Below are 26677 nucleotides of genomic sequence, written 5' to 3' on the forward strand. Positions count from 1 at the left end.
GGCATATCCAATGACCGACCACCCCGCCAACGACCAGTTCCACGCCTCTTCCTTTTTGGAGGGCGAGAACGCCGATTACCTCGAAGCGATGTATGCGCGTTACGCGGACGACCCCGGCGCGGTAGACGAAGCATGGCAAGCGTTCTTCAAGGCAATGGGCGATGACGGTCAAACCGCAAAGGCCGAGGCTGCAGGCCCGTCATGGGCGCGCCGCGACTGGCCGCCAACACCCGATGGCGACATCATGGGCGCGTTGACAGGTGTCTGGCCGACCCCGCCCGAGGACGCGAGAGCCGCAGGCGAAAAGATCAAAGCCAAGGCTGCTGAAAAGGGCGTTGAAGTTTCCGATGAGGATCTGCGTCAGGCCGTGATGGACAGCATCCGCGCCTTGATGTTGATCCGTGCATACCGGATTCGCGGCCACCTCGCGGCTGATCTGGACCCGCTCGGCATGCGTGAAACCGGCAATCTGCCCGAGCTTGACCCCAAGTCCTACGGCTTCACCGCCGCGGACATGGAACGCCCGATCTTCATCGACAACGTGCTTGGCCTTGAGATTGCGACGATGAAACAGATCGTCGACATCGTGCGCCGCACCTATTGCGGCACCTTTGCGCTGCAATACATGCACATCTCCGACCCTGAACAATCCGCTTGGCTGAAAGAGCGTATCGAAGGCTTGGGCAAGGAAATCGAATTCACCCAGAATGGCCGCAAGGCGATCCTGTCGAAGTTGGTCGAGGCCGAGGGCTTCGAAAAGTTCCTGCACGTCAAATATATGGGCACCAAACGGTTCGGTCTTGATGGTGGTGAAAGCCTCGTGCCGGCGATGGAGCAGATCATTAAGCGCGGCGGCCAGTTGGGCGTTAAGGATATCGTCATCGGCATGCCGCACCGTGGCCGTTTGTCGGTGCTGGCCAACGTGATGCAAAAACCCTACCGCGCGATCTTCAACGAGTTTCAGGGCGGCAGCTTTAAACCCGAAGACGTCGATGGCTCGGGCGATGTGAAGTACCACCTCGGTGCCTCCTCGGACCGTGAGTTTGACGGCAACTCGGTGCACTTGTCGCTAACCGCCAACCCTTCCCACCTTGAAGCGGTCAACCCCGTGGTCATCGGTAAGGTCCGCGCCAAGCAGGACCAGCTGAACGACAAGGACCGCACCGCCGTCATGCCTATCTTGCTACACGGCGACGCCGCCTTTGCAGGTCAGGGCGTTGTGGCCGAGTGTTTTGCGCTTTCAGGCCTCAAGGGGCACCGCACTGGCGGCACCATGCATATCGTGGTGAACAACCAGATTGGTTTCACCACCGCACCGCATTTCAGCCGCTCGTCGCCCTATCCTACCGACAACGCGCTGGTCGTTGAGGCGCCGATCTTCCACGTCAACGGCGACGATCCCGAAGCTGTGGTCCACGCCGCCAAAGTGGCCACCGAATTCCGCCAGAAGTTCCACAAAGACGTGGTTATCGATCTGATCTGCTACCGTCGCTTTGGTCACAACGAAGGCGACGAGCCGATGTTTACCAATCCGGTGATGTACCAAAAGATTAAAGGCCACAAAACCACGCTCAGCCTTTATACCGACCGCCTGGTCAAGGATGGCCTCATCCCCGAAGGCGAGATCGAGGACATGAAGGCCGCGTTTCAGGCCCGTTTGAACGAGGAATTCGAAGCCGGTAAGGAATACCGCCCCAACAAGGCCGACTGGCTGGATGGCAAATGGTCACATCTCGACCGGATGAAGGAAAAGAAATACCAGCGCGGCAAAACTGCGATCAAACCGGAAACGATGGAAGAAATCGGGCGCGCACTCAGCACCGCACCCAAGGGCTTCCCCGCGCATAAAACCATAACACGTCTGCTTGACGCGAAGGGAGAAATGTTCTCCAGCGGTACGGGCTTTGACTGGGCCACTGCCGAGGCGATGGCGTTCGGGTCCTTGCTCACCGAAGGCTACAAAGTCCGGCTGTCCGGTCAGGACAGTTCTCGCGGGACATTCAGCCAGCGCCATTCGGCCCTGATCAACCAGAAAAATGAAGAGCGCTACTACCCCCTCAACCACATCCGTGAGGGTCAGGCCGAATACGAAGTCATTGACTCGATGCTCAGCGAATACGCGGTTCTTGGTTTCGAGTACGGCTACTCGCTGGCCGAGCCCAACGCCCTGACCCTGTGGGAAGCGCAGTTTGGTGATTTCGCCAATGGCGCGCAGATCATGTTTGACCAGTTCATCAGTTCGGGCGAGAGCAAGTGGCTGCGGATGTCCGGCCTCGTCTGCCTGATGCCCCACGGGCACGAAGGCCAAGGGCCGGAGCACTCGAGCGCCCGTCTGGAGCGGTTCCTGACCATGTGCGGCGGGGACAACTGGATCGTCGCCAACTGCACGACGCCCGCGAACTACTTCCACATCCTGCGCCGCCAGTTGCATCGCGGCTATCGCAAGCCGCTGATGCTGATGACGCCTAAGTCGCTGCTGCGCCACAAGATGGCGGTCAGCAACGCCGAGGAATTCACCACCGGTTCCTCCTTCCACCGCGTGTTGTGGGACGACGCGCAGCAGGGCAACTCCGACACCAAACTGGTCGCGGATGACAAGATCAAGCGGGTGGTGATGTGTTCGGGCAAGGTCTACTATGACCTGCTCGAAGAGCGGGATGCCCGTGGTATTGACGACATCTACCTGCTGCGGTTCGAACAGTTCTACCCCTTCCCCGCGCAATCTGCGGTCAAGGAACTTGAGCGTTTCAAATCCGCCGAAATGGTCTGGTGTCAGGAAGAGCCCAAGAACCAAGGCGCATGGACCTTTATCGAACCCAATATCGAATGGGTTCTGGGCCGCATCAAAGCCAAACATAACCGCCCCGATTACGCTGGCCGCGCCACTGCCGCCTCACCCGCCACGGGTCTGGCAAGCCAGCACAAAGCCCAACAAGCAGCTCTCATCGACGACGCGCTGACACTCAAAGGAAACTAACCCATGACTGAAGTACGTGTGCCCACCTTGGGCGAATCCGTGACCGAGGCAACCGTGGCGACATGGTTCAAACAACCCGGCGATACCGTCGCAGTCGATGAGATGCTCTGCGAATTGGAAACCGACAAGGTCACCGTCGAAGTGCCCAGCCCTGTGGCTGGCACCCTGTCGGAGATCGTCGCCGCCGAAGGTGAAACCGTTGGCGTTGATGCTCTGCTGGCCAGCATTTCCGAAGGCGACGCAGGCACCACCACGGCCCCCAAAGCCAAAGAAGCTGCCGAAGATTCTGAGGCCGCGAGCCAGTCTGACCGCGCGGCAGAGCCGTCCAAATCCGTCGATGCGGGTTCGGAAGACATCAAACCGCGCAAAGGCGGCGAAGCTGTCGACGTGATGGTCCCTACCTTGGGCGAATCCGTGACCGAAGCCACCGTCAGCACCTGGTTCAAAAAGGTCGGTGACACCGTCGCGCAGGATGAGATGCTCTGCGAGTTGGAAACCGACAAGGTCAGCGTCGAGGTCCCAGCGCCTGCCGCTGGTGTCCTGACCAAGATCATCGCCGAGGAAGGCAGCACTGTCGAAGCGTCCGGCAAACTCGCCGTGATCACCTCTGGCGACGGCGCCGCTGCGGCCTCCACCGCACAGGAAAGCGCGCCTGCACCCGCAGCAGCGCAATCCGGCTCGGGCAAGGACGTCGAAGACGCGCCTTCCGCCAAGAAAGCCATGGCCGAAGCCGGTCTCAGCCGCGATCAGGTCACTGCCTCGGGCCGCGACGGTCGTGTGATGAAAGAAGATGTGGCCAAGGCTATCGCCGCAGGCGCCTCGGCCGCTAAAACCGAGCAAAAGCCCGCAGCACCTCGCGCGCCTTCTGCCGCCAACGACCAGTCCCGCGAAGAGCGCGTCAAGATGACCCGCCTCAAGCAGACCATGGCGCGCCGTCTGAAAGAAGCCCAAAACACCGCCGCGATCCTGACCACCTTCAACGAGGTCGACATGACCGAGGTGATGGGAATCCGGAATGAATACAAAGACCAGTTCGAGAAAAAGCACGGTGTGCGTTTGGGCTTTATGTCCTTTTTCACCAAAGCCTGCTGCCATGCCCTGAAGGAAATCCCTGAGGTCAACGCAGAGATCGACGGCACCGACATCATCTACAAAAACTACGTCCACATCGGTGTCGCCGCTGGCACCCCCACCGGCCTCGTAGTGCCGGTGATCAAAGACGCCGATTCGATGTCCTTCGCCGAGATCGAAAAGGCCGTGAATGCCATGGGCAAAAAGGCCCGTGACGGCAAGCTGACCATGGCCGACATGACCGGCGGCACCTTCACCATCTCCAACGGCGGCGTCTACGGCTCGCTGATGACAGCGCCGATCCTGAACCCGCCACAGTCCGGCATCCTCGGCATGGCGAAAATTCAGGACCGCGCCATGGTAATTGGCGGCGAAATCGTCATCCGCCCGATGATGTATATCTCGCTCAGCTATGACCACCGGATCATCGACGGTAAAGGCGCCGTGACCTTCCTCGTACGGGTCAAGGAAATGCTCGAAGATCCACGCCGTCTGTTGATGGATCTGTAAAAACGCCGCAGGCCGGACCACCCTCCGGCCTGCACACCACGCGACAGCGCGTCGCCAACTCGCGCCCCGCCCGACCGCAGACCAGACAGTCTAACCCGCCCGCGAAGCAAACATATTGTTGCGCTATTTGCCCAAAGGTCGGACACTCCGAACTACAGCCTTCTGCACGACGCCGGAATTCGGGCGACCCTACCCGCCCCCAATCTCAAGGACCCCGCCATGACCGAAACAACCATTCTTGCCGCCTATGGCCTTCTGGTCATGCTCACCGTCCTGATCCAGGTCCTCGGTGCCACGCGCCAACTCTCGATGGGCTATCTTATGTCGTCGCGCGACGAGACGCGCAGCATGACTGGCATGACTGCCCGCGTCGCCCGAGCCCTCGACAATTCAGTCGTTGCCATGGCCCTCTTTGCGCCCGCAGTCTTGATCCTCGTACTGCTCGACCGGACCAACGCCACCACCTTGCTTTGCGCCCAAGTGTTCCTGATTGCCCGCATCATCTATCTGCCTGTTTACGCCATGGGCGTCCCAACAATCCGCACACTGGCGTGGCTTGCAGGCTTCATCGCGACGGCCTTCCTCTATTTTCTCGCCCTCTAACCCCCCCCGTCGCCGCCAATTCGGAACGCGACGGCTTGCCTGTGGGTTACCTCCTGAACGGCACAGCAAAGGACCCCGCACCATGCAAATGATCTGTCACCACCTGATCACCGACTTCGACGCCTGGAAGGCCGCTTTCGACGCCGACGACGAAGCCCGCCGCGCTGCCGGCCTAAGCGTCCTGCAAGTCTGGCGCGACAAACATGATGGAAAACATGCGTTTTTCCTGCTGCAAGTGAACGACCGCGACCGCGCCCAAGCATGGATCGACCGCTCCGACGCGCTCACCTCCGACGACAAAGGCACCGTCACCCAAGCTACCGCCTATTTTGTCGAAACCGCTTGAAAGCATGACCCCTGAACTCACCGCCCTGACCCTCGCCGCTCTGCTGCAAATCGGTCAATTCGCGCTCTACGCGATCCCCGCAAACCTAGAACTCGGCTCCGGATACACGATGTCGGCCCGCGACCGTGACCCTACGCGACAACTCTCCGAACGCACCGCCCGTTTGGGTCGGGCGTTCGACAACCATTTCCAAGGCCTGATCCTCTTCGCTATCGCCGTAGCGGTCATCCAGATGTCCGCGCAAAACTCCGGCTTTACCGCAGCCTGCGCATGGATCTACCTCATCGCCCGCATCGCCTACGTCCCGGCATACGCGCTTGGTTTGCGCCCGCATCGCTCGGTGATCTGGTTCATCGGCCTCATGGCCACCACCGCCATGCTCATCGCCGCCCTCTTTTGAGCTTCATTTGGCCCTGCAAACTCCGGGGGGGAGGCGCTTGCGCCGGCGGGCAACGCCCCCTACCTTGCGGGCAGAATACCGGGCCTTAACCTTCGCAAACCCGCATGATACAGACCGCCAAAACACCCAAAGGAGACCCCCATGTCCAGCTATGATGTCATCGTGATCGGCTCCGGCCCCGGCGGCTATGTCGCCGCCATCCGCTGTGCGCAACTGGGCCTGAAAACCGCCTGCGTCGAAGGCCGCGAAACTCTTGGCGGCACCTGCCTTAACGTCGGTTGCATCCCCTCCAAGGCGCTGCTCCACGCCACCCATATGTTGCATGAAGCCGAACATAACTTCGCAGAAATGGGCCTGAAAGGAAAATCGCCGTCCGTCGACTGGAAGCAGATGCTGAGCTACAAGCAATCCACCATCGACACCAATACCAAAGGCATCGAATTCCTGTTCAAAAAGAACAAGATCGATTGGCTCAAAGGCTGGGGCTCGGTGCCTGAAGCCGGCAAGGTCAAAGTCGGAGACGAGGTCCACGAGGCCAAAAACATTATCCTCGCCTCCGGCTCCGAGCCCGCCACCCTGCCCGGCATCGAAGTCGATGAAAAGATCATCGTCACCTCCACCGGAGCTTTGGAACTGGGCAAGGTGCCGCGCAGCATGGTGGTGATCGGCGCAGGTGTGATCGGGCTTGAATTGGGCAGCGTTTATGCCCGCCTCGGCGCCGAGGTGACCGTGATCGAATACCTCGACGCGATCACCCCCGGTATGGACCCCGAAGTGCAGAAGACCTTCCAGCGGATGCTTAAAAAGCAGGGGCTGAACTTCGTCATGGGTGCTGCCGTGCAAAAAGCCGAAGCCGCCAAGACCAAAGCCAAGGTCAGCTACAAACTGCGCAAGGACGATAGCGAACATGAGGTCGAAGCCGATGTCGTGCTCGTCGCCACGGGTCGCAAACCCTATACCGAAGGCCTCGGCCTCGACAAACTGGGCATCGAGATGACCAAGCGCGGCCAGATCGCCGTGAACGACCACTGGGAAACCTCGGTCAAGGGCATCTACGCCATCGGCGATGTGATCGAAGGCCCGATGTTGGCCCACAAAGCCGAAGACGAGGGCATGGCAGCGGCAGAGGTCATCGCAGGCAAGCATGGCCACGTGAATTACGGCGTGATCCCTGGCGTCATCTATACCCATCCCGAGGTCGCCAACGTCGGCGAAACCGAAGCCACTCTCAAAGAAGCGGGCCGCGCGTATAAGGTCGGGAAATTCAGCTTTATGGGCAACGCCCGCGCCAAGGCCGTATTTGCGGGCGACGGTTTCGTGAAAATCCTCGCTGACAAGGAAACCGACCGCATTCTGGGCTGTCACATCATCGGCCCCGGTGCGGGTGATCTGATCCACGAAGTTTGTGTTGCGATGGAGTTCGGTGCCTCAGCCCAAGACCTCGCGATGACCTGCCACGCCCACCCGACCTACTCCGAGGCGGTACGCGAAGCTGCCCTCGCCTGCGGCGCTGGCGCGATCCACATGTGATTTAGAGTATTGAGGCGGAGTTTCTCCGCCTCAATCTGCCCACCCGACGCAGGGCGGGCTTACCACATCGTCTTGGCAGCCCGCGCGCCCCATGCTGCGTCATAGGCCTGCCCGCCCTGGTCACCTTGACTGACTTCGCTAAGTATCTCGCCCGCTGTGGGCAGATCGGCGCTCTCGTCTTTGCCTGACCAAGTCCCCGCCCGCATCAGCGCCCGCGCACATTGCGAATAGACCTCGGCCACCGAAATTAAGATTACCGTCGCAGGCTGCCGCCCAGCCTTCTCAAACCGCGTCCGCATCTCGGCATCGTCAGTCAGATAAGCCGTGCCGTTGATCCGCACGACGTTGTGCGACCCTGCCACCATAAACAGCAGCGATACCCGCCCGTCCGCAACAATATTGCGCAGCGAATCCAGCCGGTTGTTGCCACGCCAATCGGGCATGGCGAGGGTCTGTGGGTCTATCGTGGCTACCACTGGACCGTCATCGCCGCGCGGGCTGCAATCGGTGCCTTGTGGCCCGATAGTGCTCAACATGCAGAGCTTTGAGGCTTCAATCCATTGCGGTACAGCGGGGTTAGATGATCGGCAACCTTGCGGATCGCAGGCGCGGCTGGCACCCCATAGAGCGCCTCTAGCGCTGGAATTTCTTCAATTTTTCGCATCGGCGTGGGTCCATCCCGCCTCGGCCAGCAGCGCGTCCGAGGCTGTCTCGACCTCAGCCTCCAACCGCTTCATAAAGGCGTCCTTACTCAGTCCCGGTTCGATCGGCGCGAGAAACTCCACCACCGCCACTCCGGGCCGGCGGTACAGCCCGCGACGCGGCCAGAAGTAACCTGCGTTGGTCGCCACAGGCACACAAGTCTGACCCAACTGGTCATAGAGCACCGCCGTGCCAACCTTATAGGGCACGCTGATCCCCGGTGCGACGCGGGTACCTTGGGAATAGATCACGATCTGGCCGGGTTCCAGTTCGCCGGCCTTAACGTCAGCCATCATCTTGGTGATCGCCTTACCGCGCTTGCCGCGATCAACGGCGATCATTTGCATGCGCTTGGCATACTGGCCAATCACCGGCGTCCACAAGATCTCGCGCTTCATGATGAATTTGGCCCGCGGCAAGGCGTGAAAGATCATCATGATGTCCAGAAATGACTGGTGCTTCGCTGGCACCAGAACCGCGCCTTGCGGGACTTCCCCGCGCACTTCGCAGCGCAAGCCGATCAACCAGCGCGCCGTCCACATGCACCATGCGGAATAGGCTTTGCACGCGGCATAGGCACCCCGCTTCGAGAACATCGCCCAAGGCGCATAGAGCAGCCCGACAACGGGCATCGCGATGGTCGCCTGCATAATGTACAGAATTGACCGTATCCATTGCAGCATCAGCTCAACTCCCCAAGGGTGCGCCTCGCCGCGGCACCCGTCGCCGCAAAGGCCACCACACCCGACAGCAGCGGAACGAACACCGGCAATATCCAGTGCCAGCCCTGAAAGCGCACACCTGTCAAAAATCCGGCATCCGATTGCGCACCGGGCAAAAGCAACACCGCGAACATCGCAAGCACAGTCCCCACGGCAGCGCCCGAAAGCGCACGCAAGGTAAAGCGCCGGATGAAGGCTTGCGCGATATACCGGTCGGTCGCCCCGACCAGCCTCAGCACCGCGATCACCTGCGCATTGGCCGACAGGGCCGCATTCGCAGCCAAGGTGATCATCGCCGCAACGGTCGCCGTGATCAGCAGGATCAGCACCCAACCTAACAGCCGCAACCGCGACGCGGCCTGCACCAAGGGCAGCCGCCAACGGCCGTGATCGTCCAGAATAGCCCCCGGCACCTCGGCTGAAAGCCGCAACCGCAAACCAGCAGGATCAAGACCATTGTCGTCTTCGAGCACTTCGATCAACTGCGGCACCGGCAATTGATCAAGCTTCAGGTCCGGTCCGAACCACGGGGCCAGCAATTCCTGCTGCTCTTCCATGGTCAAGGCCCGCGCTTTCGCAACACCCTTTGTGGTCTCCAGAATGCGCAGCGCGGCTTCGGTCTGGGCGGCACGCTGATCCAGTGGCGCCACAATGCGGATGGTCGCGGTACGCCCCAACTCATCACCCCATCGTTGTGCCAAACGGCCCGATGCCAAAGACAGCGCCAGTGCAAAAACCGCCAGAAATGCCATCGCCGCTGCCGCAAACAGGGTCAGTTGCGCGGTAAAACCCGAAGGCGGCACCACACGGTCGGCCTGTTTGTCACCTGCCCGCAGGGCTTGCAAAACTTTGAGGTCCAGCTTCACAGGTCTGCCCCCGCCAGTTGCACGCGCCGATTGGCGATCCGCAAAACCCGCGCCTGCACATGCGCCTTGGTGGCGCGGATCAGGCTCAGGTCATGGGTGGCGATCAACACAGTCTTGCCCATCTTGTTCAATTCGATCAGCAGCCGCAGCAAACGTTGGGACATTTCCCAGTCGATGTTGCCTGTCGGCTCATCGGCCAGCACCACATCCGGCGACATGATCACTGCTCGCGCCAGCGCGGCCCGCTGACGCTCTCCGCCCGACAGTTCTGCTGGCAGGGCATTGGCGCGGTTCGTCAGCCCGACCCACGACATTAATTCGTCAAGGTCAGCGCCCTCGGATGATCTGCCGGAAACGGTCAACGGCAGCTTGATATTTTCCGATACGTCAAGATGATCAAGGAACTTAACATCCTGATGCACCACGCCAACACGGCGGCGCACCATGGCGATGTCATCGCGGTCAAGCTCACGCACATCGGCGCCAAACACCCGAATATGCCCTGCTGTGGGCAGCAGGGCGCCATAGCAAAGCTTCATTAAAGTAGTCTTACCCGCCCCCGAAGGGCCGGTCAGAAAATGAAACGATCCTGCGGCCAGCTTGAGCGAAATATCCGATAGCAATTCACCGCCACCATAGCTGTAAGCCACATTTTCCAGCTCGATCACAAAAGCACCCCGCGAATGACGACCTGTTGTGCCTCAGCACCGCTCGGGTTTCAATGCACCACTTGAGCGCTTGCAGCCCAGATACTACTTTTCCTGTTGTATTCTAGGACATATGCTAAGGGTTAACGCCCGACGAGGGGCGAAAACAGAGACCAGGGATAGAAAATGCGGCTGACGTGTCCGAATTGTGATGCCCAATATGAAGTTCCGGACGAAGTCGTTCCGGAAGCGGGACGGGACGTTCAGTGTTCCAACTGCGGCCAAACGTGGTTCCAGCATCACCCCGACCATGCCCCTGCTGATGAGGACGATGCGCAGGTGGAACCCGATGCACCGGCACCGGACGAGGAAACTTCCCCGCCGCCACCGCCTGTGCGCCACGCGGAAGAAGCGCCCCAGCGCCGCCAGCTTGATCCCGCAGTTGCCGACATTCTGCGTCAGGAAGCCGAGGCCGAGCATGAGGCGCGCCGCAAACGCCAGTCCGAACCGTTGGAGAGCCAGCCAGATTTGGGCCTGGATACCGCAGACCAGCCCGAAGATGCGGCCCAAGCGAACCGCCGCTCGCTTGAGGCGCAAGAACGGATGGCCCGCATGCGCGGTGAAGCCGCGCCGGGTTCTGATGCTGCGGTCGCGGCGGTCTCCTCGCGCCGTGCCTTGCTGCCCGATATCGAAGAAATCAATTCCACCTTGCGCAAAGACGATGACCGTTCTTCGGGCGATGCCCATGTGCACGGCGCCGTTGATAGTGGTCTTAAGTCAAACCGCAGACGCGGCTTCTGGCTGGGGTTCTTGGTAATACTTGCCCTCGCGACCGTGTTGGCGCTGGTTTACACTAATGCGCCCAAACTGGCACAGATGGCACCACAGACCGATCCGTATCTTTCGTCCTTCGTCACTTGGGTTGACCAGACCCGTGTCACTCTCAACGGGCATGTGAAAAGTCTGCTGACGTGGCTTGAATCGATTGCCTCTCAATCAGACGGCTAACCTTCTGATTTTACGTGACCACCGTAAAACCTAGAAACGGTCCAGCAAGCGGTTGAGGTAGTCACGCTCCACCTCGGGCCGTGCAGTTTCGGCAGATCGGCGGCGTATCTCGTCTAGCAAACGGCGCGCGGTATCCGCCCCGTCCGGACCCTGACGGAAAGGTCCGTCCCCCGGCACATTTGAACTGGCACTGTCGTTTTTGCCACGCTCGCGCCCCAGCGGATCACGGTTACCGCTGCGGCGGTCGGACTCTGCAGTGCCTTGTCCCGGTTGGCGGCCTTGCGCTTCCTTGTCCATCGCTTCGCCGAGCGAGCGTATGCCTTCGCGCAGTGCATCCATGGCTTGGGCCTGATTATCAATTGCTTCGGCCAGATCACGGTTGCGGAGCGCCTGTTCGGCCTGATCCATTGCGCGTCCGGCGTCGTCCAATGCGTCGCGGGCTGCGTCGCCTTCCGGCGTGCCCCCGCCGGGTAGATTGCCCTGCTGGCGATTCAGCTCATCGCGCAAGGCCTGCTGACGCTCGGCCAGCCCTTGCTCGTCCGGCCCCTCGCCCGCTTGCGGTTGGCCGGATTGGCCATCTTGACCCTCGCCGTCCTGCCCTTGGCCCTCGCCGTTCTGGCCCTCATGGCTTTCGCCCTGACCCTGTCCGCCATTGCGCCCTTCGTTGCCCGCGCTTTCACCCGCACTGGCACCAGGGTTGAATTGCTCCTGCAAATCGCGGAACGCCTGATCGCTCAGCCCTTGTTGCTCGCGCAGGGTTTCTGAGAGCCCCTCCATCGCTTGCTCGCCCGGGTTGTTGCCACCCTGACCCTGCTGGCCTTGGGTAACGCGCATGTTTTCCATCATCTCCTGAAGCTCTTTAAGCGCCTGTTCGGCTTCGGCCATGCGGCCCTGCTCCATCAGCTCCTGAATATGGTCCATCATCCGTTGCAGATCATCCTGCGTCATCTGCATGGTTTCGCCCTGCGGCTGCTGTTGCCCGTCCTGTTCCTGATTTGCCTGCTGGTTCTGCAACTGCTTGAGATACTCTTCGGTGGCGCGGCGCATCTCGTCCATCAACTCGGCGATTTCTTCTTTCGATGCGCCATTCTTGATCGCCTCGTTCAACCGGTCCTGCGCCCGCCGCATCCGCTCCAGCGCGTCAGCCAACACACCCTCTTCCAGTTCAATCGCCAGCGCCCACATATCCTCGGCCAGCGCGTCCTGCGCTGTATCTTCCAAACCAAAACGGGCTTGGATCTCCAACCGTGAAATGATCTGGCGCAGGCGCAAGCTGGTTGTCTCGGAGCGGAACAAATCCTGCGGCTGATAGGACACCGCCCGCAAAACCTGTACCATCCGCGACGCGTTGGATTTAGACCACATCAAATCGCGCCGCATCTCGATCACTGCCGCTGCGGTCGGGTCAAAGAAACGTCGCCCCGGAAGAACCATCGCACTGGGTTCAGTCACCCCCTGCTGTTCGGCGGAATCAAGAACCTTCAGACTGATCTGCACCGGCAGGTTGGCCCATGGATGCTTTGAGAAGTCCTCAATGAGATTTTCCTCAAACGCCGCCCGGTCGCCAGAGATGGGTGTGGGCAGCGGCACCAGTATTTCGGGCCGCATATCCGGATCAACGGTCAAACCATAGCGTCGATCCACCGCCGCCAGATCGAGCATGATGCGGGCCTCTCCCGCCTCGACGCCATAATCGTCCTGCGCCGCAAAGGGCAATCGCATCTCGCCCAATGCCGCAGCAACTGGGACGCCCGTCAACCGCACCTGCGGCGGCGTGTCGGGTAGAGTGGTGACGTCCCAGACACGGCCCGAAGGCCCCGCAATCTCGATCGCGCCGGCCTGCACCACGGTAAAATCCTGCTGCGGATCAGATGCCGCAGGCACTTCGCCCGTACGCCCTGAGACGGTTTCCGCCAAGGTCAGCGCACCGACGTCGCCGTAAAACCGCAGGGTAATCAACGTGCCTTCCGGCAGGCTTAGCGCGCCTTCGGCCAAATCGTTGAGGTACAAGGTCGGTTTGCCGGTATAGCGCGGCGGTTCAGCCCAGCCTTCCCAGACGGGTCCGCTGACCAATCCTGTCCCGCCCGGCACCATCTCGGCAACCGAGGCGACGCGCCAGACCGAGCCAAAGACCAGCGCCATGACGAATGCTAAAACAGCAACAAATCGCAACGCATAAGGGTCGCGCCGTGCTACGCGCAAATCTGCAGGTACGGGTCGGGCCAAGGCGGCGCGGGCCATCATCCGCGCCTTATGTGCCCGCCAGACCGCCATCGAGGCATCGTCGCCATTGCCAATCGCCGCACTGTCCATCATCGCCTGTATCGGGCGGCCATGTAGGCTGTGGTCAAGCCGCGTCAGGGCCGCCGCGCGACTGGGAATACGAAAGTGGCGCAGCGCATAAACCAATGCCGCCAGCCCCGCGACCAACGCCAAAACCGCGCCAGCCCAAACCACCTCAAGCATCACCTGGTCCTGCAACCCCAGCATCAGGGCGGCCAGCACCAGCAAGGTTACGGTCAACAGCGGCCACAGGCTGGTCACAAGCGCCTCGGCCAGCATCCCCGCCCAAGTCAGCCGCAGCGGCCAGCGCAACTTTGCCAGCCCGCGCCGCATATCGTTCGGGGTATAAGAGGTCATTACCGGCGTCTCCCGCTGCCTGCTGGCACTACGCCATCATAGCCAAGGGGGAATGGTATCGCGATTTATCATTTCGTCAAAGGTCGGACGTGGGCGAATAACCGCAAATTGATCATCTTTCACCATCACTTCGGGGATCAGCGCACGCGAATTATACTCGCTGCTCATCACAGCGCCATATGCGCCCGCCGAGCGGAAGGCCACCAGATCACCCGCCACCAGGGGCGGCATCATGCGCTGCTTGGCGAAGGTATCACCGGATTCGCACACCGGCCCGACGATATCAATCGGCGCCTGCTCACCCCCTGCTTCAGGCTCGATCACCGGCACGATGTCATGCCAGGCATCATACATCGCCGGACGGATCAAATCATTCATCGCGCCGTCAAGTATCAGAAAATCGCGGCCCTCGCCGGATTTCACATAGATAACTTCGCTCACCATCAATCCGGCATTGCCTGCAATCAACCGGCCCGGCTCAATCTCGATCTCGCAACCCAGGTGCCCCAACGTCCGCTTGACCATCGCGCCGTAATCCGTCGGCAAAGGCGGTGCCGCATTGCTGCGCTCGTAGGGGATGCCCAGACCGCCGCCCAGATCAAGCCGCCGGATGTTATGCCCGTCGGCGCGCAAGGCTTCGGTAAGTTCGGCAACTTTATGATAAGCCTGCTCAAACGGAGCCAGATCCGTCAACTGGCTGCCGATGTGCACGTCAATCCCGACAACATCCAATCCGGGCATGCCCGCAGCCATCCGGTAAACCTCGCGTGCCCGCGCAATCGGAATGCCGAACTTGTTCTCCGATTTACCGGTCGCAATCTTGGCATGAGTTTTGGCATCAACATCCGGATTAACCCGAATAGTGATCGGCGCCACCACACCTAGGCTGCGCGCTGTGGCATCAAGCACCACCATCTCTGGTTCGGATTCCACGTTGAACTGACGGATCCCGCCTTCCAGCGCCAACCGGATCTCGGCCGCCGTCTTGCCCACACCGGAGAACACGATCCGCTCACCCGGCACGCCCGCCGCTTTGGCCCGCAAATACTCACCGGCCGAGACGACATCCATCCCCGCTCCAGCCTGCGCCAATGTCTGCAACACCGCCTGATTGGAATTGGCCTTCATCGCGTAACAAACCAAATGGTCCATCCCCGCCAGCGCCTCGTCAAACAGGCGAAAATGGCGCAGCAATGTCGCAGTTGAATAGACGTAGAACGGCGTACCAACGGCAGCGGCAATCTCGGCCACAGCTACATCCTCGGCAAAAAGCGCGCCGTCGCGATAAAGAAAATGATCCATGTTCTTGTTGGCCTTAAATATTCCCGCCGGAGGCTCCCGCCCTATTTAACAGGCGCCGTCCGCATAAACAGATAGAGCGGCAAGCCGCAACTCACCCCAATACAGAAGGTTGCAGGAATGGCAATCAACGCCCGCCAGTTCCGCCGCACAGAAACCTCGGCGAGCACCCAGACCGTCAGCGCAATCGCCGCAATTGTCAGATCCCAGACCAGCCCGCTTGAGGCCGCGTTGGCATGCCATGCCGCCACCATACCGGACAAACTCAGGCCGTTTTCCGAAAACCACTGAATGAAATAATACATCGGATGCACCGCGCCCCAAAGGGCCAGCGCCAGATAGACCATCCGCAAAAGCGACACCTCAGTAGGTCCGCGCCACGCCGACGGTGGCATAGCCCGACACCCGCAAGCCCGGCTCCAGCGCGGTCGGCACCTGCCGCGTGTCCGAGCGCACGGCCGATCTGTCGCCATTGCCAGATGCCGTGCACCCCGCCAGAGCAACAAGCGCACAGAGCATTATCAGCGCAGCCCTCACGATCCGACGCCCAATCCAATGGTAAACGGCCCGCGGTTCAGGCGCAGGTTGGTCGCCACTGACACGCCGTTGTTGGACAATGTTATACTGCTGTCCGCCGTCGGCTTCACCGGCTCGCCATCCGTACCGCAGCCCGCCAAGAACGCCAATCCCACCACCAGAACGATCCGTTTCATGCCAGTTTATCCTTCCACCGTGCCACTTGCGCACGCACCTGCGCGGGTGCTGTGCCGCCATAGGACATACGCGAATTTACCGAATTTTGCACGCCAAGAACATCAAAGACATCATTTGTGATCCCGTCATGCACCCCCTGCATCTGTGCCAGTGTCAGGTCGGGCAGATCACAACCCTGTTTTTCGGCCAAGCCCACAAGTGTGCCCGTCACATGATGCGCATCGCGGAACGGCAAACCCAGAACCCGCACCAGCCAGTCGGCCAGATCGGTCGCGGTGGAAAAACCACTGCCCGCAGCGGCGGCGAGGTTGTCGCGTTGCGCGGTCATATCGCGCACCATGCCCTCCATTGCGGCCAGCGCCAGCATCAGGTTGTCGGCGGCGTCAAACACCTGCTCTTTGTCTTCTTGCATGTCCTTGGAATAGGCCAGCGGCAGCCCCTTCATCACCATCATCAATGCGGTATTCGCACCAAAAATACGGCCCACTTTGGCTCGGATCAGCTCGGCGGCATCAGGGTTCTTCTTTTGCGGCATGATGCTTGATCCGGTCGAGAACCGGTCGCTCAACGCGACAAACCTGAACTGCGCCGAGGACCAGATAACCAGTTCTTCGGCAAAACGGCTCAGGTGCATTGCGCAGATGCTCGCCGCCGACAGAAACTCCAACGCGAAGTCACGGTCGCTGACAGCATCAAGACTATTGGCGCTGGGGCGATCAAAGCCAAGCGCCTGCGCGGTCATATCGCGATCAATCGGGAAGGATGTGCCCGCCAGTGCAGCGGCTCCGAGCGGGCTTTCGTTCATCCGCGCCCGTGCATCGCGAAAGCGGCTCTGGTCGCGGCCGAACATCTCGACATAGGCCATCATGTGGTGGCCCCATGTCACCGGCTGGGCGGTCTGCAAATGGGTAAAGCCCGGCATGACCCAATCGGCGCCCGCCTCGGCCTGCCCCAACAGCGCCTGCATCAAAGCGTTCAGCCCCGCATCAGCGGCGTCCAACTGGTCGCGCACCCAGAGTTTGAAATCTGTCGCCACCTGATCGTTGCGCGACCTGCCCGTGTGCAACCGCCCTGCCGGTTCACCGATCAAATCTTTCAGCCGCGCTTCGACATTCATGTGAATATCTTCCAAAGCGGCGGAAAAGGTGAACTTCCCGCCCTCGATTTCTGACAAGATCGTGAGCAACCCTTCCCGTATCGCCTCGGCATCGCTATCACTCAGGATACCTGTTGCGGCCAACATGGCGGCATGGGCACGCGACCCTGCGATATCTTGGGCGGCCATACGTTTGTCAAACCCGATCGAGGCGTTAATCGCCTCCATGATCGCATCGGGTCCGGCAGCAAAGCGGCCTCCCCACATTTTGTTGGAGCTGGTGTCGGTCATGGTAATACCCTCGGAGGGATGGATGAAAAAAACTCTATTGGCGCTCGTCTATACGGCCATCAGTCTGGGTGCAAACCCTGCCGCATCCGCAGACCTGTCGGAAATCGCCGCACTGCGCGACGGATCCATGAAAAAACTGGTGATCCACGAAAGCCCCGTGGCCACCTCTGATGCCTCATTCGAGCTGGAAGACGGCGGCGGCACTGCGACGCTAGAAGACTATCGCGGCAAATACGTGCTGGTGAATTTCTGGGCCACATGGTGCGCGCCGTGCCGCAAGGAAATGCCGCAGATCAACGCGCTACAAAAAGAATTCGGCGGCGAGCATTTCGAGGTGCTGACCATCGCTACGGGCCGCAATTCCCCCGAAGGCATCGTCAGGTTCTTTGAAGAAGCCGGTGTGGATAGCCTGCCGCGCCATCAAGACCCCAAACAGCAGCTGGCCAGCCAGATGGGTATCTTTGGCCTGCCGATCACCGTGATCCTTGACCCCGAGGGCCGCGAGATTGCGCGTTTGCGCGGTGATGCGGAATGGGACAGTGACAGCGCCCGTGCCATCATCAAAACGCTAGTCGACGATCAAGCCGAGAGCTAAGACGCCCGCCCGAGAGCGCGATCAGGCGGCATGCCGCAGGATCGCCGCTTCGGAAGAAGACAGGTTGCGCCGTGCGAAACTGCCGTAAGTATGGGGATCGAATTCCAGTTCGGGGTGGTTCTCCAGCAAGCGTGCTCTGTCCAGATCACGCAGGCTGCGCAACGAGGCGGAGACGGGGTGAAAGCTTTCGGTCTCCAGCCCGTTGGCCCACATCACCTGATGATGATCCAACAACAGATGGACGTAGGTCACCTCGCGCGATCTCAGATCGATCGAGATGGTACTGCCATTGATCAAATCTTTCGCCGCAACCAGCACTTCCGGCGTATTAAACAGCTCTTGCGCGACAGCGCCTTTGATCACCAGGCGATGTTCCGGCGAAACCAGCAAGTCATGGTCCGGTGCGTCCGAGCCGATCACGCCGCGCTGGATGCGGATCGGGCGTAGATGCGGCATCGCGAACAGCCGCGCACCGGTCATATGGCGGCTGCCGATCCACCTGATCTGCTGTGCACCGTTGTCTTTTGTTTGAACCGTGTCGCCTTCACGCAGATCCTCGACCCGCGCGGTGCCGTCCGGCGTGCGGATAAAGGTACCGGGCGTAAAGCAGATCACCCCCCCCATGCCGGGGCCATGGCTTTCTTGCGCCACCGCACCCAAGGTGTGGTGAACGATCCATAGGTCGCAGTTGCGCGGAGGAAATTCGTCGAGAAACATCAGCAGCGGCTGGCTGCCGCGCCCGACCTCGATCAAGGTAACGGTATAGCTCTTACTGCCATCGGTAATGACGAAACTGTTGTCCATCAGTGGCGTGTCACGGATCAACTCCCTGTCACGCTCCTTTGCGGCAAGCGCGGCAGGGTCGCGGTCCAGTGCCGCACCGACCAGTCTGTGTACCATGCGCGCCGCGCGTTTGCGCAGCGTCTCCGCCTCGTCCGCCTGATCCAGCCGCAAAACATCATTCGGTCCATCCACACGGATGGCATCCCCGCGCCATGCCCATGCGGCACCCACTGTCAGGGATTGCACCGGCGCGGCCTCAAGACCGTCTATTTCTGTTTGCGACCAGCTAATGACGAACGTGCCCTTAAAGCCCGTCTTCATCGCTGTCTGCCTGCCTCTAGTCTTTTTTTATTATGTGTAAGGTAACAAACTTTACCCAATCGGGGAAGCGGGTTTTAATTTCGGAAATTCAATCCGTTGCCGGATGGCGCTAACGCAACACCGGTGCGGAGCATATCGATATGCAGTGGGCATCTACATGGGGAGCCACTGGATATAGCGACGAACGAGACGCACCTTTACGTGGCGGAAGCCGGCAAATAGGGGGGCCGTCCGTCCAGTAGACTATGATTTACGTCGGGAGAACCGGCAAAGCGAGCCCTCAAACGCTTGCAAATCGTTAACGAATTGATAGCATTCGAGCCGTAAGTAACGAGGTTTAAGCATGACAAAACCACCAAACTCGGCACCAGAGCAGCGTTCTGATACCGTACCTCCTGCGGTTACGGATCGACGGATCGTTTCCTCGCGGCATCTGGCGGAGGGTGCAGGTTGGGAGGCATCCGAACTCGAATACGGGCTGATCATCGCCTACAATGCTTTTACAAGGTGGACCTCCCGCTGCATGGCCGCTGCGGGCAATGGCGATCTGACGCCGCTTGAAATACTCGTGTTGCACAACACCAATCATCGGGCACGTGAGAAGCGACTGGCCGACATCTGCTTTTTGCTCAACATCGAAGATACCCATACCGTAAACTATGCGCTGCGCAAACTGTTGAAGTCGGGCCTTTTGAGCTCGGAAAAGCGGGGGAAAGAAGTATTCTACCGAACTTCTCCCGATGGCGCAGCCCTGTGCGAAACCTATCGCCAAATCCGCGAGGCATGCTTTCTGGACGGGATGCCGCGCACTGACATCAGCGGTGACGAGTTGCGGCAAATCGCGGCGAGTTTACGCTCGATCTCGGGGCAATACGATCAGGCCAGCCGCGCGGCGGCATCCCTTTGAAAGTAAAGGCTGTGTTTAGTTGGAGGGGTGGGACCGGGGCCAGCCCCGGACCCCGGAGTTTATTCCGCCAAAAGAAGGGGTTCAGGACTTGCCCAGCTGGCTGGCGGCACGGGCAAGTTCGGTAATGGCGGCCCAGTCACCGGCTTGGACCAAATGGTCGGGTGCGACCCACGAGCCGCCGGCGCAGATGACGTTAGGCAGCGCGAGGTAGCTCAGCGCATTGTCCATGCTGACCCCGCCTGTCGGGCAGAATGTGATTTGCGGCAAGGGGGAGGCGAGCGATTTGAGGGCGGGCGCACCACCGGAGGCTTCGGCTGGAAAGAACTTCAACATGTCGTAGCCCCGCTCCTGCAGGGCCATCGCTTCGCTTGCCGTAGCCGCACCGGGCAAAGTAGGCAGATCGGCGTCTTCGCAGGCTTGTAGGAGCCTGTCGGTCGCACCGGGCGAGACGCCAAACCGTGCACCGGCATCCTTGGCGCGACGCACGTCGTCCGGCGTCAACAGGGTGCCAGCCCCGACGACACCGCCTTCGACCTTGGCCATCTCAGCAATGACCTGTAGGGCCACTTCCGTCCGCAGGGTGACCTCAAGCGCGGGCAACCCGCCTGCGATCAGGGCTTCGGCCAAGGGGCGGGCATGGGCCACATCGTGCACCACCAGAACGGGGATGATCGGAGCCATGGCAGCGATCTGGCGGGTGGATTTGCTGGCATCGAGTGGGGTCATCAGGATAGGTTCCTTCGTTGGTCGTCAGATGCAGCTTGCACCGGTATCGGCAGCACCCACAAGGGCGCGGAAATTGGCAAAGAGGTCACGGCCCTGCCCGTGTGCATTACCGCTAAGATCGGCTTGCACAGCGGGGCGGTCCAACACGCCTTGCGTCACAATCTCCAGACGGCCCTGCCGGGCATCGACCCGCAAAATGTCGCCATCCCGCAGTTTGGAAATCGGTCCGCCCTCGACCGCCTCGGGGCAGACATGGATCGCTGACAGGATCTTACCTGAAGCGCCAGACATGCGCCCATCCGTGACCAGTGCGACTTTCAAGCCTTTGGCTTGGAGATTGGCGAGGATCGGGGTCAAGCTGTGCAATTCCGGCATGCCATTGGCTTTCGGCCCCTGAAAGCGCACCACGACGATCACGTCACTGTTAAATTCACCGTTCTTATAGGCGGCCTTGACCGATTCCTGATCGCTGAATACCCGCACCGGCGCTTCGATCACCTGATGTTCGGGCTTCACCGCCGACACCTTTGAAACTGCGTTGCCGAGCGTGCCGTCAAGACGCGCCAATCCGCCCGTTGGCTGGAAGGGTTCTGCCACTGTGCGCAGGATTTTGTCATTCAGGCTATGTTCCGGCCCCGCGACCCATTCAACCTGACCGGATTGAAGCTTCGGGTCTTGGGTGTAACGCTCAAGCCCGTCGCCCGCGATGGTGGCGACATCATTGTGCAGCAGGCCGCCTTGCAACAACTGTCCGATCATGAATCCCAAACCGCCTGCGGCGTGGAAATGGTTCACGTCGGCCAATCCATTTGGATAAACCCGCGCCAGCAGCGGCGTCACCTCGGCCAGATCAGAGAAATCGTGCCAATCAAGGACGATCCCCCCTGCCCGCGCCATCGCAACAAGGTGGATTAGCAAGTTGGTCGAGCCGCCGGTTGCATGCAATCCAACGATCCCGTTCACATAGGCACGCTCATCCAACACATCACACACCGGCGTGTAGCTGTTGCCCAAGTGGCTGATCGCCAGCGCCCGCTGGGCCCCTGCCACGGTCAGCGCATCGCGCAACGGTGTGTTGGGGTTCACAAATGAGGCACCTGGCAGGTGCAACCCCATGAATTCCATCAACATCTGGTTGGTGTTTGCAGTACCGTAAAAAGTGCAGGTGCCCGGCCCATGGTAGGCGGCCATCTCGGATGCCATCAGCTCTTCCCGCCCGACTTCTCCGGCGGCGAATTTCTGGCGCACTTGGGCCTTCTCATCGTTGCTGATGCCCGAAGTCATCGGCCCAGCAGGCAAAAATATCGCGGGGAGGTGACCAAAAGCCTGCGCCGCGATCACCAGTCCGGGCACGATTTTGTCGCAGACGCCCAGAAAGACTGCCGCGTCAAAAGTATTGTGGCTAAGCCCGACACCTGCGGCCATCGCGATCACGTCGCGCGAAAACAGCGAAAGTTCCATCCCGGGGGTGCCTTGGGTCACGCCGTCACACATTGCGGGCACGCCCCCCGCTACCTGCGCTGTACCGCCGACCGCACGAGCGGCCTCGCGGATCAGCTCGGGAAAGCGCTCGAATGGTTGATGTGCCGACAGCATGTCGTTGTAGGTGGTGATGATGCCAATATTGCCTGCCGATTTGGTCGCCAGCGCGGCCTGATCCGGCCCTGCCCCCGCATAGGCGTGGGCCTGCCCCGAACAGCTCAGGTGCGCACGGGCGGGGCCGTCTTCGGCGGCCTTGCGCATCCGTTCCAAATAGGGGCCGCGCAGGCCAGCACTACGGGCGATAATCCGGTCGGTGACGCGGGCTACGGTATCATTCAACATCGGGTCTCTCCCTTTGGCGCGGAAATTCAGGTCGTTTAACGGTTGATCAGGCTGCCGATCACGCGGGCGGTATCGTTCATCCGGTTGGAGAACCCCCACTCGTTATCATACCAGCTTGCCACGCGGATCATCCCGCCTTCGGTCACGCTGGTTTGGGCCGAAGCAAAGCAGGAGGAGTGTGGATCATGGTTGAAATCAACCGAGACCAGCGGATCCACCTCATAGGAGAGCACCCCCTTAAGCGGCCCCCCGGCCGCGGCCTTCATCGCCGCGTTCACCGCCTCAACGCTCGCGGGTTTCGCGGGCATGATGCACAGATCGACCAAGGACACATTGGCCGTTGGCACCCGCACAGCCGAGCCTTCGAGCCGGCCTTTGAGATGCGGGATCACTTGGGAAATCGCGGCGGCGGCGCCAGTTGAGGTGGGCACCATCGACAGCGCTGCCGCCCGCCCGCGATATGGATCGCGGTGCGCGGTATCATGGGTGGGCTGGTCACCGGTATAGGCATGTATCGTCGTCATATAGCCGGTCTCGATGCCAAACATATCGTCCAGCACTTTGGCGACAGGGGCCAGACAGTTGGTGGTGCAAGAGGCATTCGAGACGATGACGTCATCGCCAGTCAGTTCGGTGTGGTTAACACCGTAAACGACTGTGCGGTCGGCGTTCTTGCCTGGGGCCGAGATCAACACCCGCTTGCTGCCATTCTCCAGATGTTTCGCGGCGCCATCGCGTTCGGTGAAAAATCCGGTGCACTCATAGGCCACGTCGACATCAGCCCATGGCAGCTTGGCGGGATCACGCTCTGCCGTGAGGCGAATCGCTTGATCACCAACATGCAGGGTATCACCCTCCAGCCGCGCTTTGACCTTCAGCCGCCCGTGAACCGAATCGTACTTGAGCAGGTGCAGCAAGGTTTCGGGAGCGGCGAGATCATTAATCGCAACAACTTGAAGGCCATCCGCGCCATTTTCCATCAACGCACGAAGCACGCAGCGGCCGATCCGCCCAAAACCATTGATCGCGATTGTCGTGGTCATTCGTCAGCTTCCTTCACGATAGATTGGACATGTTAGCGGTAACATATAGTGTTTTTCGCCATAGATCAACCATTCTGCTGCCGTTGTGCCGCGCTACGGATCGGGTAGATTGATCAGGCAAAGGGAGGCGGCAATGAAAACAGAGAAACTTACCGGCCACATGGGCGCGGAGGTGCGGGGCATCGACCTCAAGCAACCCATTTCGCAGGATTTGGCGGGAGCACTGCGCGAGGCATTGTCAGTGCACCAGATGATCGTGATCCGCCAACAGTTTTTGTCGATTGCAGACCAAAAGCGGCTAACGCTGGTCTTTGGCCCGCTGATGCGCCTGCCCTATGTGCAACCGATGGCGCATGATTCCGATGTAATTGCCGTGCTAAAAGAAGCCGCCGAGACCAATGTCGGAGTTTTTGGTGGCGACTGGCATTCCGATTTCAGCTTTCTGGAGAATCCGCCTGCCGGCTCGGTATTGAATGCGGTCGAGGCGCCACAGGTTGGGGGCGATACTGTTTGGGCCAGCCAAGTCGCGGCCTATACTCACTTGCCTGACGCATTGCGCGACATAGTCGAACACCGCCGCGCCGTGCATCTAGGTGCGCCTTACGGTGTCAAACATGCGCCGCCCGAAAATGCCCGCAGCGGTGGTTCGATCAAGATGACCCGCGGTGATCCGCAGGCCGATATTGAGCGCGTGCACCCCGCTGTGGTGACCGACCCCGAAACGGCGGCGAAAGCGCTCTTCGTGAACCCGATTTACACCACACGATTTGAAGATATGTCGGAGGCCGAAAGCGCGCCAATCCTTGCTGCCCTTTACAAACACGCCACCAAACCCGATTTCTCATGTCGGTTGCGGTGGCAGGCAGGCGATGTCGCGGTTTGGGACAACCGGATGAGCCTGCACTATGCCACCAATGATTACGACGGGGCGCGCAGACTTTTGTACCGCACCACTTTTGAACGAAGCGCGCCTGTTTGAAAACCACAGGCACGCGATAGAGAATGCTAGGCAAGGCTATGACCAAAATAGATAGCAGACTGCTGATTGCGGTGGATGGCGGTGGCACCGGATGCCGCGTCGGAGTTGGCTATGCGGATCGCGGTATGCTCGCGCAGGCCCGCGGCGGGCCAGCAAATGTCGCCACGGATTTTACCGGCGCTACAAACAATATCATGGCAACCGTCGGGGAAGCCCTGCGCCGCGCAGGATTGCCGGACAAATTGCCTGACACAGCCGTTGCACATCTGGGGCTCGCGGGCGTGAACTCGACCGAGGACATGGCCAAAGTCGAAGCTGCCCTGCCGATCACCCACTGCACCGTGACGGGGGATCGTGCCACAGCAGTGGCAGGGGCGCTCGGTCCGCAAAATGGCTATCTTATTGCGCTTGGCACCGGCACGATTGTGGCACGACAACGGGCGGGTGATGTGAAAACGGTTGGCGGCTGGGGGTTTGCGCTGTCTGACGAGGCGTCTGGCGCGTGGTTGGGCCGCGCGTTGCTGAGCCGGATCGTGCTGGCCGAAGACGGGCTGGCCGCACATACCCCGCTTAGTCGGGACACCTTGGCGAGATTTGGCGGGCGGGACGCGATTGTCGAATTTTCGGCCACGGCGCGGCCCTATCAATATGCAACCCACGCCCCCGACATCATGGCCGCTGCCACGCAGGGTGACGCGAGCGCGCAGGAGATCGTCGCCGCGGGTGCAGCCTATATCGAGCGCGCGCTCGCAGCTTTGGAGTTTAAAACACGCGACGTGTTGTGCCTGTCGGGCGGGCTTGGCCCTCATTATGCTCCCTTTCTTCCCGCGGCGTTGAGTGAAAATCTGCAACCGCCACAGGGCACGGCGCTTGAGGGGGCGTTTGCACTGGCACTCAAGGCAGCAGCGGCAATGGACCCGTCATGAACATCGCATTTGTCGGCGCCCGCATACATGACGGCAAAACCCTGCACGACGATCACGCTATCTTGGTTAGCAACAGCGTCCCGACGCTGATCCGTCGCGCCGACATCCCCAGCGAATGCCGGATCATCCCGCTCGACGGCGGCGTAGTTTTGCCGGGGTTCGTCGACCTTCAAGTGAACGGCGGCGGCGGCGTCATGGTAGATGGCACCACCTCTGTGGCAACTTTGCGCACCATCGCAAAGGCCCACGCGGGGCTTGGGGTTGCAGGGCTTTTGCCGACGCTCATCACCGACACGCCGCTAGCAACGGCGGCTGTAATAGACGCGGTTGCAGTGGCGCTGCGGGAGGAAGTTTCAGGCATTCTCGGCCTGCATCTTGAAGGCCCCCATCTGGACCCGCGCCGCAAAGGGGCGCATGACGCGGCCCTGATCCGCCCGATGGATGCCGATGACCTGCGCCAGCTGCTGGATGCGAACGAGCGCCTGCCCAACCTCAAGGTGACCGTCGCGCCAGAGGCAGTGACTTGCGAGCAGATCACCACGCTGAAAGACGCGGGCGTGCTGGTGTCACTCGGCCATAGCGATTGCGATTATGAGACTGCCATGCGCTCCTTTGATGCGGGTGCGACCTGTGCCACCCATCTGTTCAACGCGATGAGCCCCCTGACGAGCCGTACGCCGGGGATGGTCGGGGCGATCCTGGATGCGCCCGTGAGCGCAGGCGTTATTGCCGACGGCATTCACGTGCACCCCGCAACACTGCGCACGGCGCTGGCAGCCAAGCGCGGGCCGGGTGAATTGTTTCTGGTCTCAGATGCAATGGCCTGCGCCGGAACTTCGCAGCGCAGCTTTACACTCGGCGGGCGGGAAATCCGCAGGCATGAGGGGCGGCTGAACCTGGCGGACGGCACATTGGCAGGTGCTGATCTGAGCCTGAGCCGTGCGGTGCAGGTGATGGCCGACCAAGTCGGAGACAGTCTTGAGACCGCGATTGCGCGCGCCACCTCGATCCCTGCGGCTATGTTGCGTAGCCCGATGGGACTGGGGAAATGGCCGGACCGGTTGACAGAGCTTCGTTACATGGCCGAACTTGGCGCGGATCCGGTTGGGATGGAGACCCTTTTGTGATTTTGGTGGCAGGGGCGCTGCCCC

At 60.6% G+C, this 26677-nt stretch carries 25 protein-coding genes and 1 pseudogene; 12 read left to right on the forward strand and 14 right to left on the reverse strand.

What is annotated here, in order from left to right; genetic code table 11:
- The first annotated feature begins 10 nt into the window (after positions 1 to 10).
- The 6 genes from BM174_RS06985 (at position 11) to lpdA (ending at position 7437) form a co-directional block, all read left to right on the forward strand.
- Positions 11 to 2977, forward strand: coding sequence for a 2-oxoglutarate dehydrogenase E1 component (locus BM174_RS06985; protein WP_093923128.1), 2967 nt, complete (start codon positions 11 to 13; stop codon positions 2975 to 2977).
- 3 nt (positions 2978 to 2980) lie between these two features.
- Entirely contained in the window at positions 2981 to 4558 is a 1578-nt protein-coding gene (gene odhB / locus BM174_RS06990; RefSeq protein ID WP_093923129.1) for a 2-oxoglutarate dehydrogenase complex dihydrolipoyllysine-residue succinyltransferase, read from the forward strand.
- 219 nt (positions 4559 to 4777) lie between these two features.
- Positions 4778 to 5161 carry an MAPEG family protein gene (locus BM174_RS06995; RefSeq protein WP_093923130.1) on the forward strand — a complete coding sequence of 128 codons (384 nt, stop codon included), beginning with the start codon at positions 4778 to 4780 and terminating at the stop codon, positions 5159 to 5161.
- Between the two features lie 82 nt (positions 5162 to 5243).
- Positions 5244 to 5507: a hypothetical protein gene (locus BM174_RS07000; protein WP_093923131.1), complete on the forward strand. Its 264-nt coding sequence runs from the start codon at positions 5244 to 5246 to the stop codon at positions 5505 to 5507.
- A 4-nt stretch (positions 5508 to 5511) separates the two neighbouring features.
- On the forward strand, positions 5512 to 5907 hold the full coding sequence (locus BM174_RS07005) for an MAPEG family protein (RefSeq protein WP_093923267.1): 396 nt from the start codon (positions 5512 to 5514) through the stop codon (positions 5905 to 5907).
- 141 nt (positions 5908 to 6048) lie between these two features.
- Complete coding sequence (lpdA, locus tag BM174_RS07010; protein WP_093923132.1) at positions 6049 to 7437, forward strand: dihydrolipoyl dehydrogenase; 1389 nt, start codon at positions 6049 to 6051, stop codon at positions 7435 to 7437.
- 59 nt (positions 7438 to 7496) lie between these two features.
- Here the strand turns inward: lpdA and BM174_RS07015 are convergent.
- From BM174_RS07015 to BM174_RS07030, 4 genes and pseudogenes are all read right to left on the reverse strand, one after another.
- Positions 7497 to 8101 (reverse strand): annotated as a pseudogene (locus BM174_RS07015) (pyridoxamine 5'-phosphate oxidase family protein).
- Positions 8088 to 8822: a lysophospholipid acyltransferase family protein gene (locus tag BM174_RS07020; protein WP_093923133.1), complete on the reverse strand. Its 735-nt coding sequence runs from the start codon at positions 8820 to 8822 to the stop codon at positions 8088 to 8090. Before BM174_RS07020 ends, BM174_RS07015 begins: the two are co-directional and overlap by 14 nt.
- Positions 8822 to 9727 carry a cell division protein FtsX gene (locus BM174_RS07025; RefSeq protein WP_093923134.1) on the reverse strand — a complete coding sequence of 302 codons (906 nt, stop codon included), beginning with the start codon at positions 9725 to 9727 and terminating at the stop codon, positions 8822 to 8824. Before BM174_RS07025 ends, BM174_RS07020 begins: the two co-directional genes overlap by 1 nt.
- Positions 9724 to 10395: a cell division ATP-binding protein FtsE gene (locus BM174_RS07030; protein ID WP_093923135.1), complete on the reverse strand. Its 672-nt coding sequence runs from the start codon at positions 10393 to 10395 to the stop codon at positions 9724 to 9726. Before BM174_RS07030 ends, BM174_RS07025 begins: the two co-directional genes overlap by 4 nt.
- Before the next feature lie 165 nt (positions 10396 to 10560).
- On the opposite strand from BM174_RS07030, the gene BM174_RS07035 reads away from it, so the two are divergent.
- A complete protein-coding gene (locus BM174_RS07035; RefSeq protein WP_093923136.1) occupies positions 10561 to 11382 on the forward strand; it encodes a zinc-ribbon domain-containing protein in 822 nt (273 codons plus the stop codon).
- A gap of 30 nt (positions 11383 to 11412) precedes the next feature.
- On the opposite strand, the gene BM174_RS07040 is transcribed toward BM174_RS07035, so the two are convergent.
- The 6 genes from BM174_RS07040 to argH are packed head-to-tail and all read right to left on the reverse strand — an operon-like array spanning position 11413 to position 17422.
- Positions 11413 to 14022, reverse strand: a complete 2610-nt coding sequence (locus tag BM174_RS07040; protein ID WP_093923137.1) for a TIGR02302 family protein — start codon at positions 14020 to 14022, stop codon at positions 11413 to 11415.
- Between the two features lie 36 nt (positions 14023 to 14058).
- On the reverse strand, positions 14059 to 15324 hold the full coding sequence (lysA, locus tag BM174_RS07045) for a diaminopimelate decarboxylase (RefSeq protein ID WP_093923138.1): 1266 nt from the start codon (positions 15322 to 15324) through the stop codon (positions 14059 to 14061).
- Positions 15325 to 15365: 41 nt separating this feature from the next.
- The gene (locus BM174_RS07050; RefSeq protein ID WP_093923139.1) at positions 15366 to 15683 is read right to left on the reverse strand and encodes a DUF2834 domain-containing protein; all 318 of its coding nucleotides are present in this window, start codon (positions 15681 to 15683) and stop codon (positions 15366 to 15368) included.
- A gap of 1 nt (position 15684) precedes the next feature.
- A complete protein-coding gene (locus tag BM174_RS21040; RefSeq protein ID WP_177209437.1) occupies positions 15685 to 15858 on the reverse strand; it encodes a hypothetical protein in 174 nt (57 codons plus the stop codon).
- Positions 15855 to 16034, reverse strand: coding sequence for a hypothetical protein (locus tag BM174_RS07055; protein WP_093923140.1), 180 nt, complete (start codon positions 16032 to 16034; stop codon positions 15855 to 15857). The genes BM174_RS21040 and BM174_RS07055 overlap by 4 nt, the downstream gene beginning before the upstream one ends.
- Positions 16031 to 17422 carry an argininosuccinate lyase gene (gene argH / locus BM174_RS07060; protein ID WP_093923141.1) on the reverse strand — a complete coding sequence of 464 codons (1392 nt, stop codon included), beginning with the start codon at positions 17420 to 17422 and terminating at the stop codon, positions 16031 to 16033. The genes BM174_RS07055 and argH overlap by 4 nt, the downstream gene beginning before the upstream one ends.
- A 22-nt stretch (positions 17423 to 17444) precedes the next feature.
- Here argH and BM174_RS07065 point away from each other — a divergent pair, with 22 nt between their 5' ends.
- Positions 17445 to 18017, forward strand: a complete 573-nt coding sequence (locus BM174_RS07065; protein ID WP_093923142.1) for a TlpA disulfide reductase family protein — start codon at positions 17445 to 17447, stop codon at positions 18015 to 18017.
- A gap of 21 nt (positions 18018 to 18038) precedes the next feature.
- On the opposite strand, the gene BM174_RS07070 is transcribed toward BM174_RS07065, so the two are convergent.
- Entirely contained in the window at positions 18039 to 19121 is a 1083-nt protein-coding gene (locus BM174_RS07070) for a Hint domain-containing protein (protein ID WP_093923143.1), read from the reverse strand.
- Positions 19122 to 19464: 343 nt separating this feature from the next.
- Here BM174_RS07070 and BM174_RS07075 point away from each other — a divergent pair, with 343 nt between their 5' ends.
- The gene (locus BM174_RS07075; RefSeq protein WP_093923144.1) at positions 19465 to 20028 is read left to right on the forward strand and encodes a winged helix DNA-binding protein; all 564 of its coding nucleotides are present in this window, start codon (positions 19465 to 19467) and stop codon (positions 20026 to 20028) included.
- A gap of 81 nt (positions 20029 to 20109) precedes the next feature.
- On the opposite strand, the gene eda is transcribed toward BM174_RS07075, so the two are convergent.
- Genes eda through gap form a run of 3 tightly spaced genes read right to left on the reverse strand, consistent with a single transcriptional unit; the run spans position 20110 to position 23621 of the window.
- Entirely contained in the window at positions 20110 to 20754 is a 645-nt protein-coding gene (gene eda / locus BM174_RS07080; protein WP_425442337.1) for a bifunctional 4-hydroxy-2-oxoglutarate aldolase/2-dehydro-3-deoxy-phosphogluconate aldolase, read from the reverse strand.
- Positions 20755 to 20778: 24 nt separating this feature from the next.
- Entirely contained in the window at positions 20779 to 22578 is a 1800-nt protein-coding gene (gene edd, locus BM174_RS07085; RefSeq protein WP_093923146.1) for a phosphogluconate dehydratase, read from the reverse strand.
- A 35-nt stretch (positions 22579 to 22613) separates the two neighbouring features.
- Positions 22614 to 23621, reverse strand: coding sequence for a type I glyceraldehyde-3-phosphate dehydrogenase (gap, locus tag BM174_RS07090; RefSeq protein ID WP_093923147.1), 1008 nt, complete (start codon positions 23619 to 23621; stop codon positions 22614 to 22616).
- Positions 23622 to 23754: 133 nt separating this feature from the next.
- On the opposite strand from gap, the gene BM174_RS07095 reads away from it, so the two are divergent.
- Genes BM174_RS07095 through nagA form a run of 3 tightly spaced genes read left to right on the forward strand, consistent with a single transcriptional unit; the run spans position 23755 to position 26653 of the window.
- Positions 23755 to 24600: a TauD/TfdA dioxygenase family protein gene (locus BM174_RS07095; RefSeq protein ID WP_093923148.1), complete on the forward strand. Its 846-nt coding sequence runs from the start codon at positions 23755 to 23757 to the stop codon at positions 24598 to 24600.
- A gap of 38 nt (positions 24601 to 24638) precedes the next feature.
- Complete coding sequence (locus BM174_RS07100) at positions 24639 to 25526, forward strand: glucosamine kinase nucleotide-binding domain-containing protein (protein WP_093923149.1); 888 nt, start codon at positions 24639 to 24641, stop codon at positions 25524 to 25526.
- A complete protein-coding gene (nagA, locus tag BM174_RS07105) occupies positions 25523 to 26653 on the forward strand; it encodes an N-acetylglucosamine-6-phosphate deacetylase (RefSeq protein WP_093923150.1) in 1131 nt (376 codons plus the stop codon). The genes BM174_RS07100 and nagA overlap by 4 nt, the downstream gene beginning before the upstream one ends.
- Positions 26654 to 26677: the final 24 nt, after the last annotated feature.

The organism is Sulfitobacter brevis (genome assembly GCF_900112755.1).
GTDB lineage: Bacteria > Pseudomonadota > Alphaproteobacteria > Rhodobacterales > Rhodobacteraceae > Sulfitobacter > Sulfitobacter brevis.

Bases quoted from the DNA above. Each gene is read 5' to 3' on its own strand.
- BM174_RS06985 (WP_093923128.1), top strand. From the start codon at position 11: ATGACCGACCACCCCGCCAACGACCAGTTCCACGCCTCTTCCTTTTTG.
- odhB (WP_093923129.1), top strand. From the start codon at position 2,981: ATGACTGAAGTACGTGTGCCCACCTTGGGCGAATCCGTGACCGAGGCA.
- BM174_RS06995 (WP_093923130.1), top strand. From the start codon at position 4,778: ATGACCGAAACAACCATTCTTGCCGCCTATGGCCTTCTGGTCATGCTC.
- BM174_RS07000 (WP_093923131.1), top strand. From the start codon at position 5,244: ATGCAAATGATCTGTCACCACCTGATCACCGACTTCGACGCCTGGAAG.
- BM174_RS07005 (WP_093923267.1), top strand. From the start codon at position 5,512: ATGACCCCTGAACTCACCGCCCTGACCCTCGCCGCTCTGCTGCAAATC.
- lpdA (WP_093923132.1), top strand. From the start codon at position 6,049: ATGTCCAGCTATGATGTCATCGTGATCGGCTCCGGCCCCGGCGGCTAT.
- BM174_RS07020 (WP_093923133.1), bottom strand. From the start codon at position 8,822: ATGCTGCAATGGATACGGTCAATTCTGTACATTATGCAGGCGACCATC.
- BM174_RS07035 (WP_093923136.1), top strand. From the start codon at position 10,561: ATGCGGCTGACGTGTCCGAATTGTGATGCCCAATATGAAGTTCCGGAC.
- BM174_RS07040 (WP_093923137.1), bottom strand. From the start codon at position 14,022: ATGACCTCTTATACCCCGAACGATATGCGGCGCGGGCTGGCAAAGTTG.
- lysA (WP_093923138.1), bottom strand. From the start codon at position 15,324: ATGGATCATTTTCTTTATCGCGACGGCGCGCTTTTTGCCGAGGATGTA.
- BM174_RS07055 (WP_093923140.1), bottom strand. From the start codon at position 16,034: ATGAAACGGATCGTTCTGGTGGTGGGATTGGCGTTCTTGGCGGGCTGC.
- argH (WP_093923141.1), bottom strand. From the start codon at position 17,422: ATGACCGACACCAGCTCCAACAAAATGTGGGGAGGCCGCTTTGCTGCC.
- BM174_RS07065 (WP_093923142.1), top strand. From the start codon at position 17,445: ATGAAAAAAACTCTATTGGCGCTCGTCTATACGGCCATCAGTCTGGGT.
- BM174_RS07070 (WP_093923143.1), bottom strand. From the start codon at position 19,121: ATGAAGACGGGCTTTAAGGGCACGTTCGTCATTAGCTGGTCGCAAACA.
- BM174_RS07075 (WP_093923144.1), top strand. From the start codon at position 19,465: ATGACAAAACCACCAAACTCGGCACCAGAGCAGCGTTCTGATACCGTA.
- eda (WP_425442337.1), bottom strand. From the start codon at position 20,754: ATGACCCCACTCGATGCCAGCAAATCCACCCGCCAGATCGCTGCCATG.
- edd (WP_093923146.1), bottom strand. From the start codon at position 22,578: ATGTTGAATGATACCGTAGCCCGCGTCACCGACCGGATTATCGCCCGT.
- gap (WP_093923147.1), bottom strand. From the start codon at position 23,621: ATGACCACGACAATCGCGATCAATGGTTTTGGGCGGATCGGCCGCTGC.
- BM174_RS07095 (WP_093923148.1), top strand. From the start codon at position 23,755: ATGAAAACAGAGAAACTTACCGGCCACATGGGCGCGGAGGTGCGGGGC.
- BM174_RS07100 (WP_093923149.1), top strand. From the start codon at position 24,639: ATGACCAAAATAGATAGCAGACTGCTGATTGCGGTGGATGGCGGTGGC.
- nagA (WP_093923150.1), top strand. From the start codon at position 25,523: ATGAACATCGCATTTGTCGGCGCCCGCATACATGACGGCAAAACCCTG.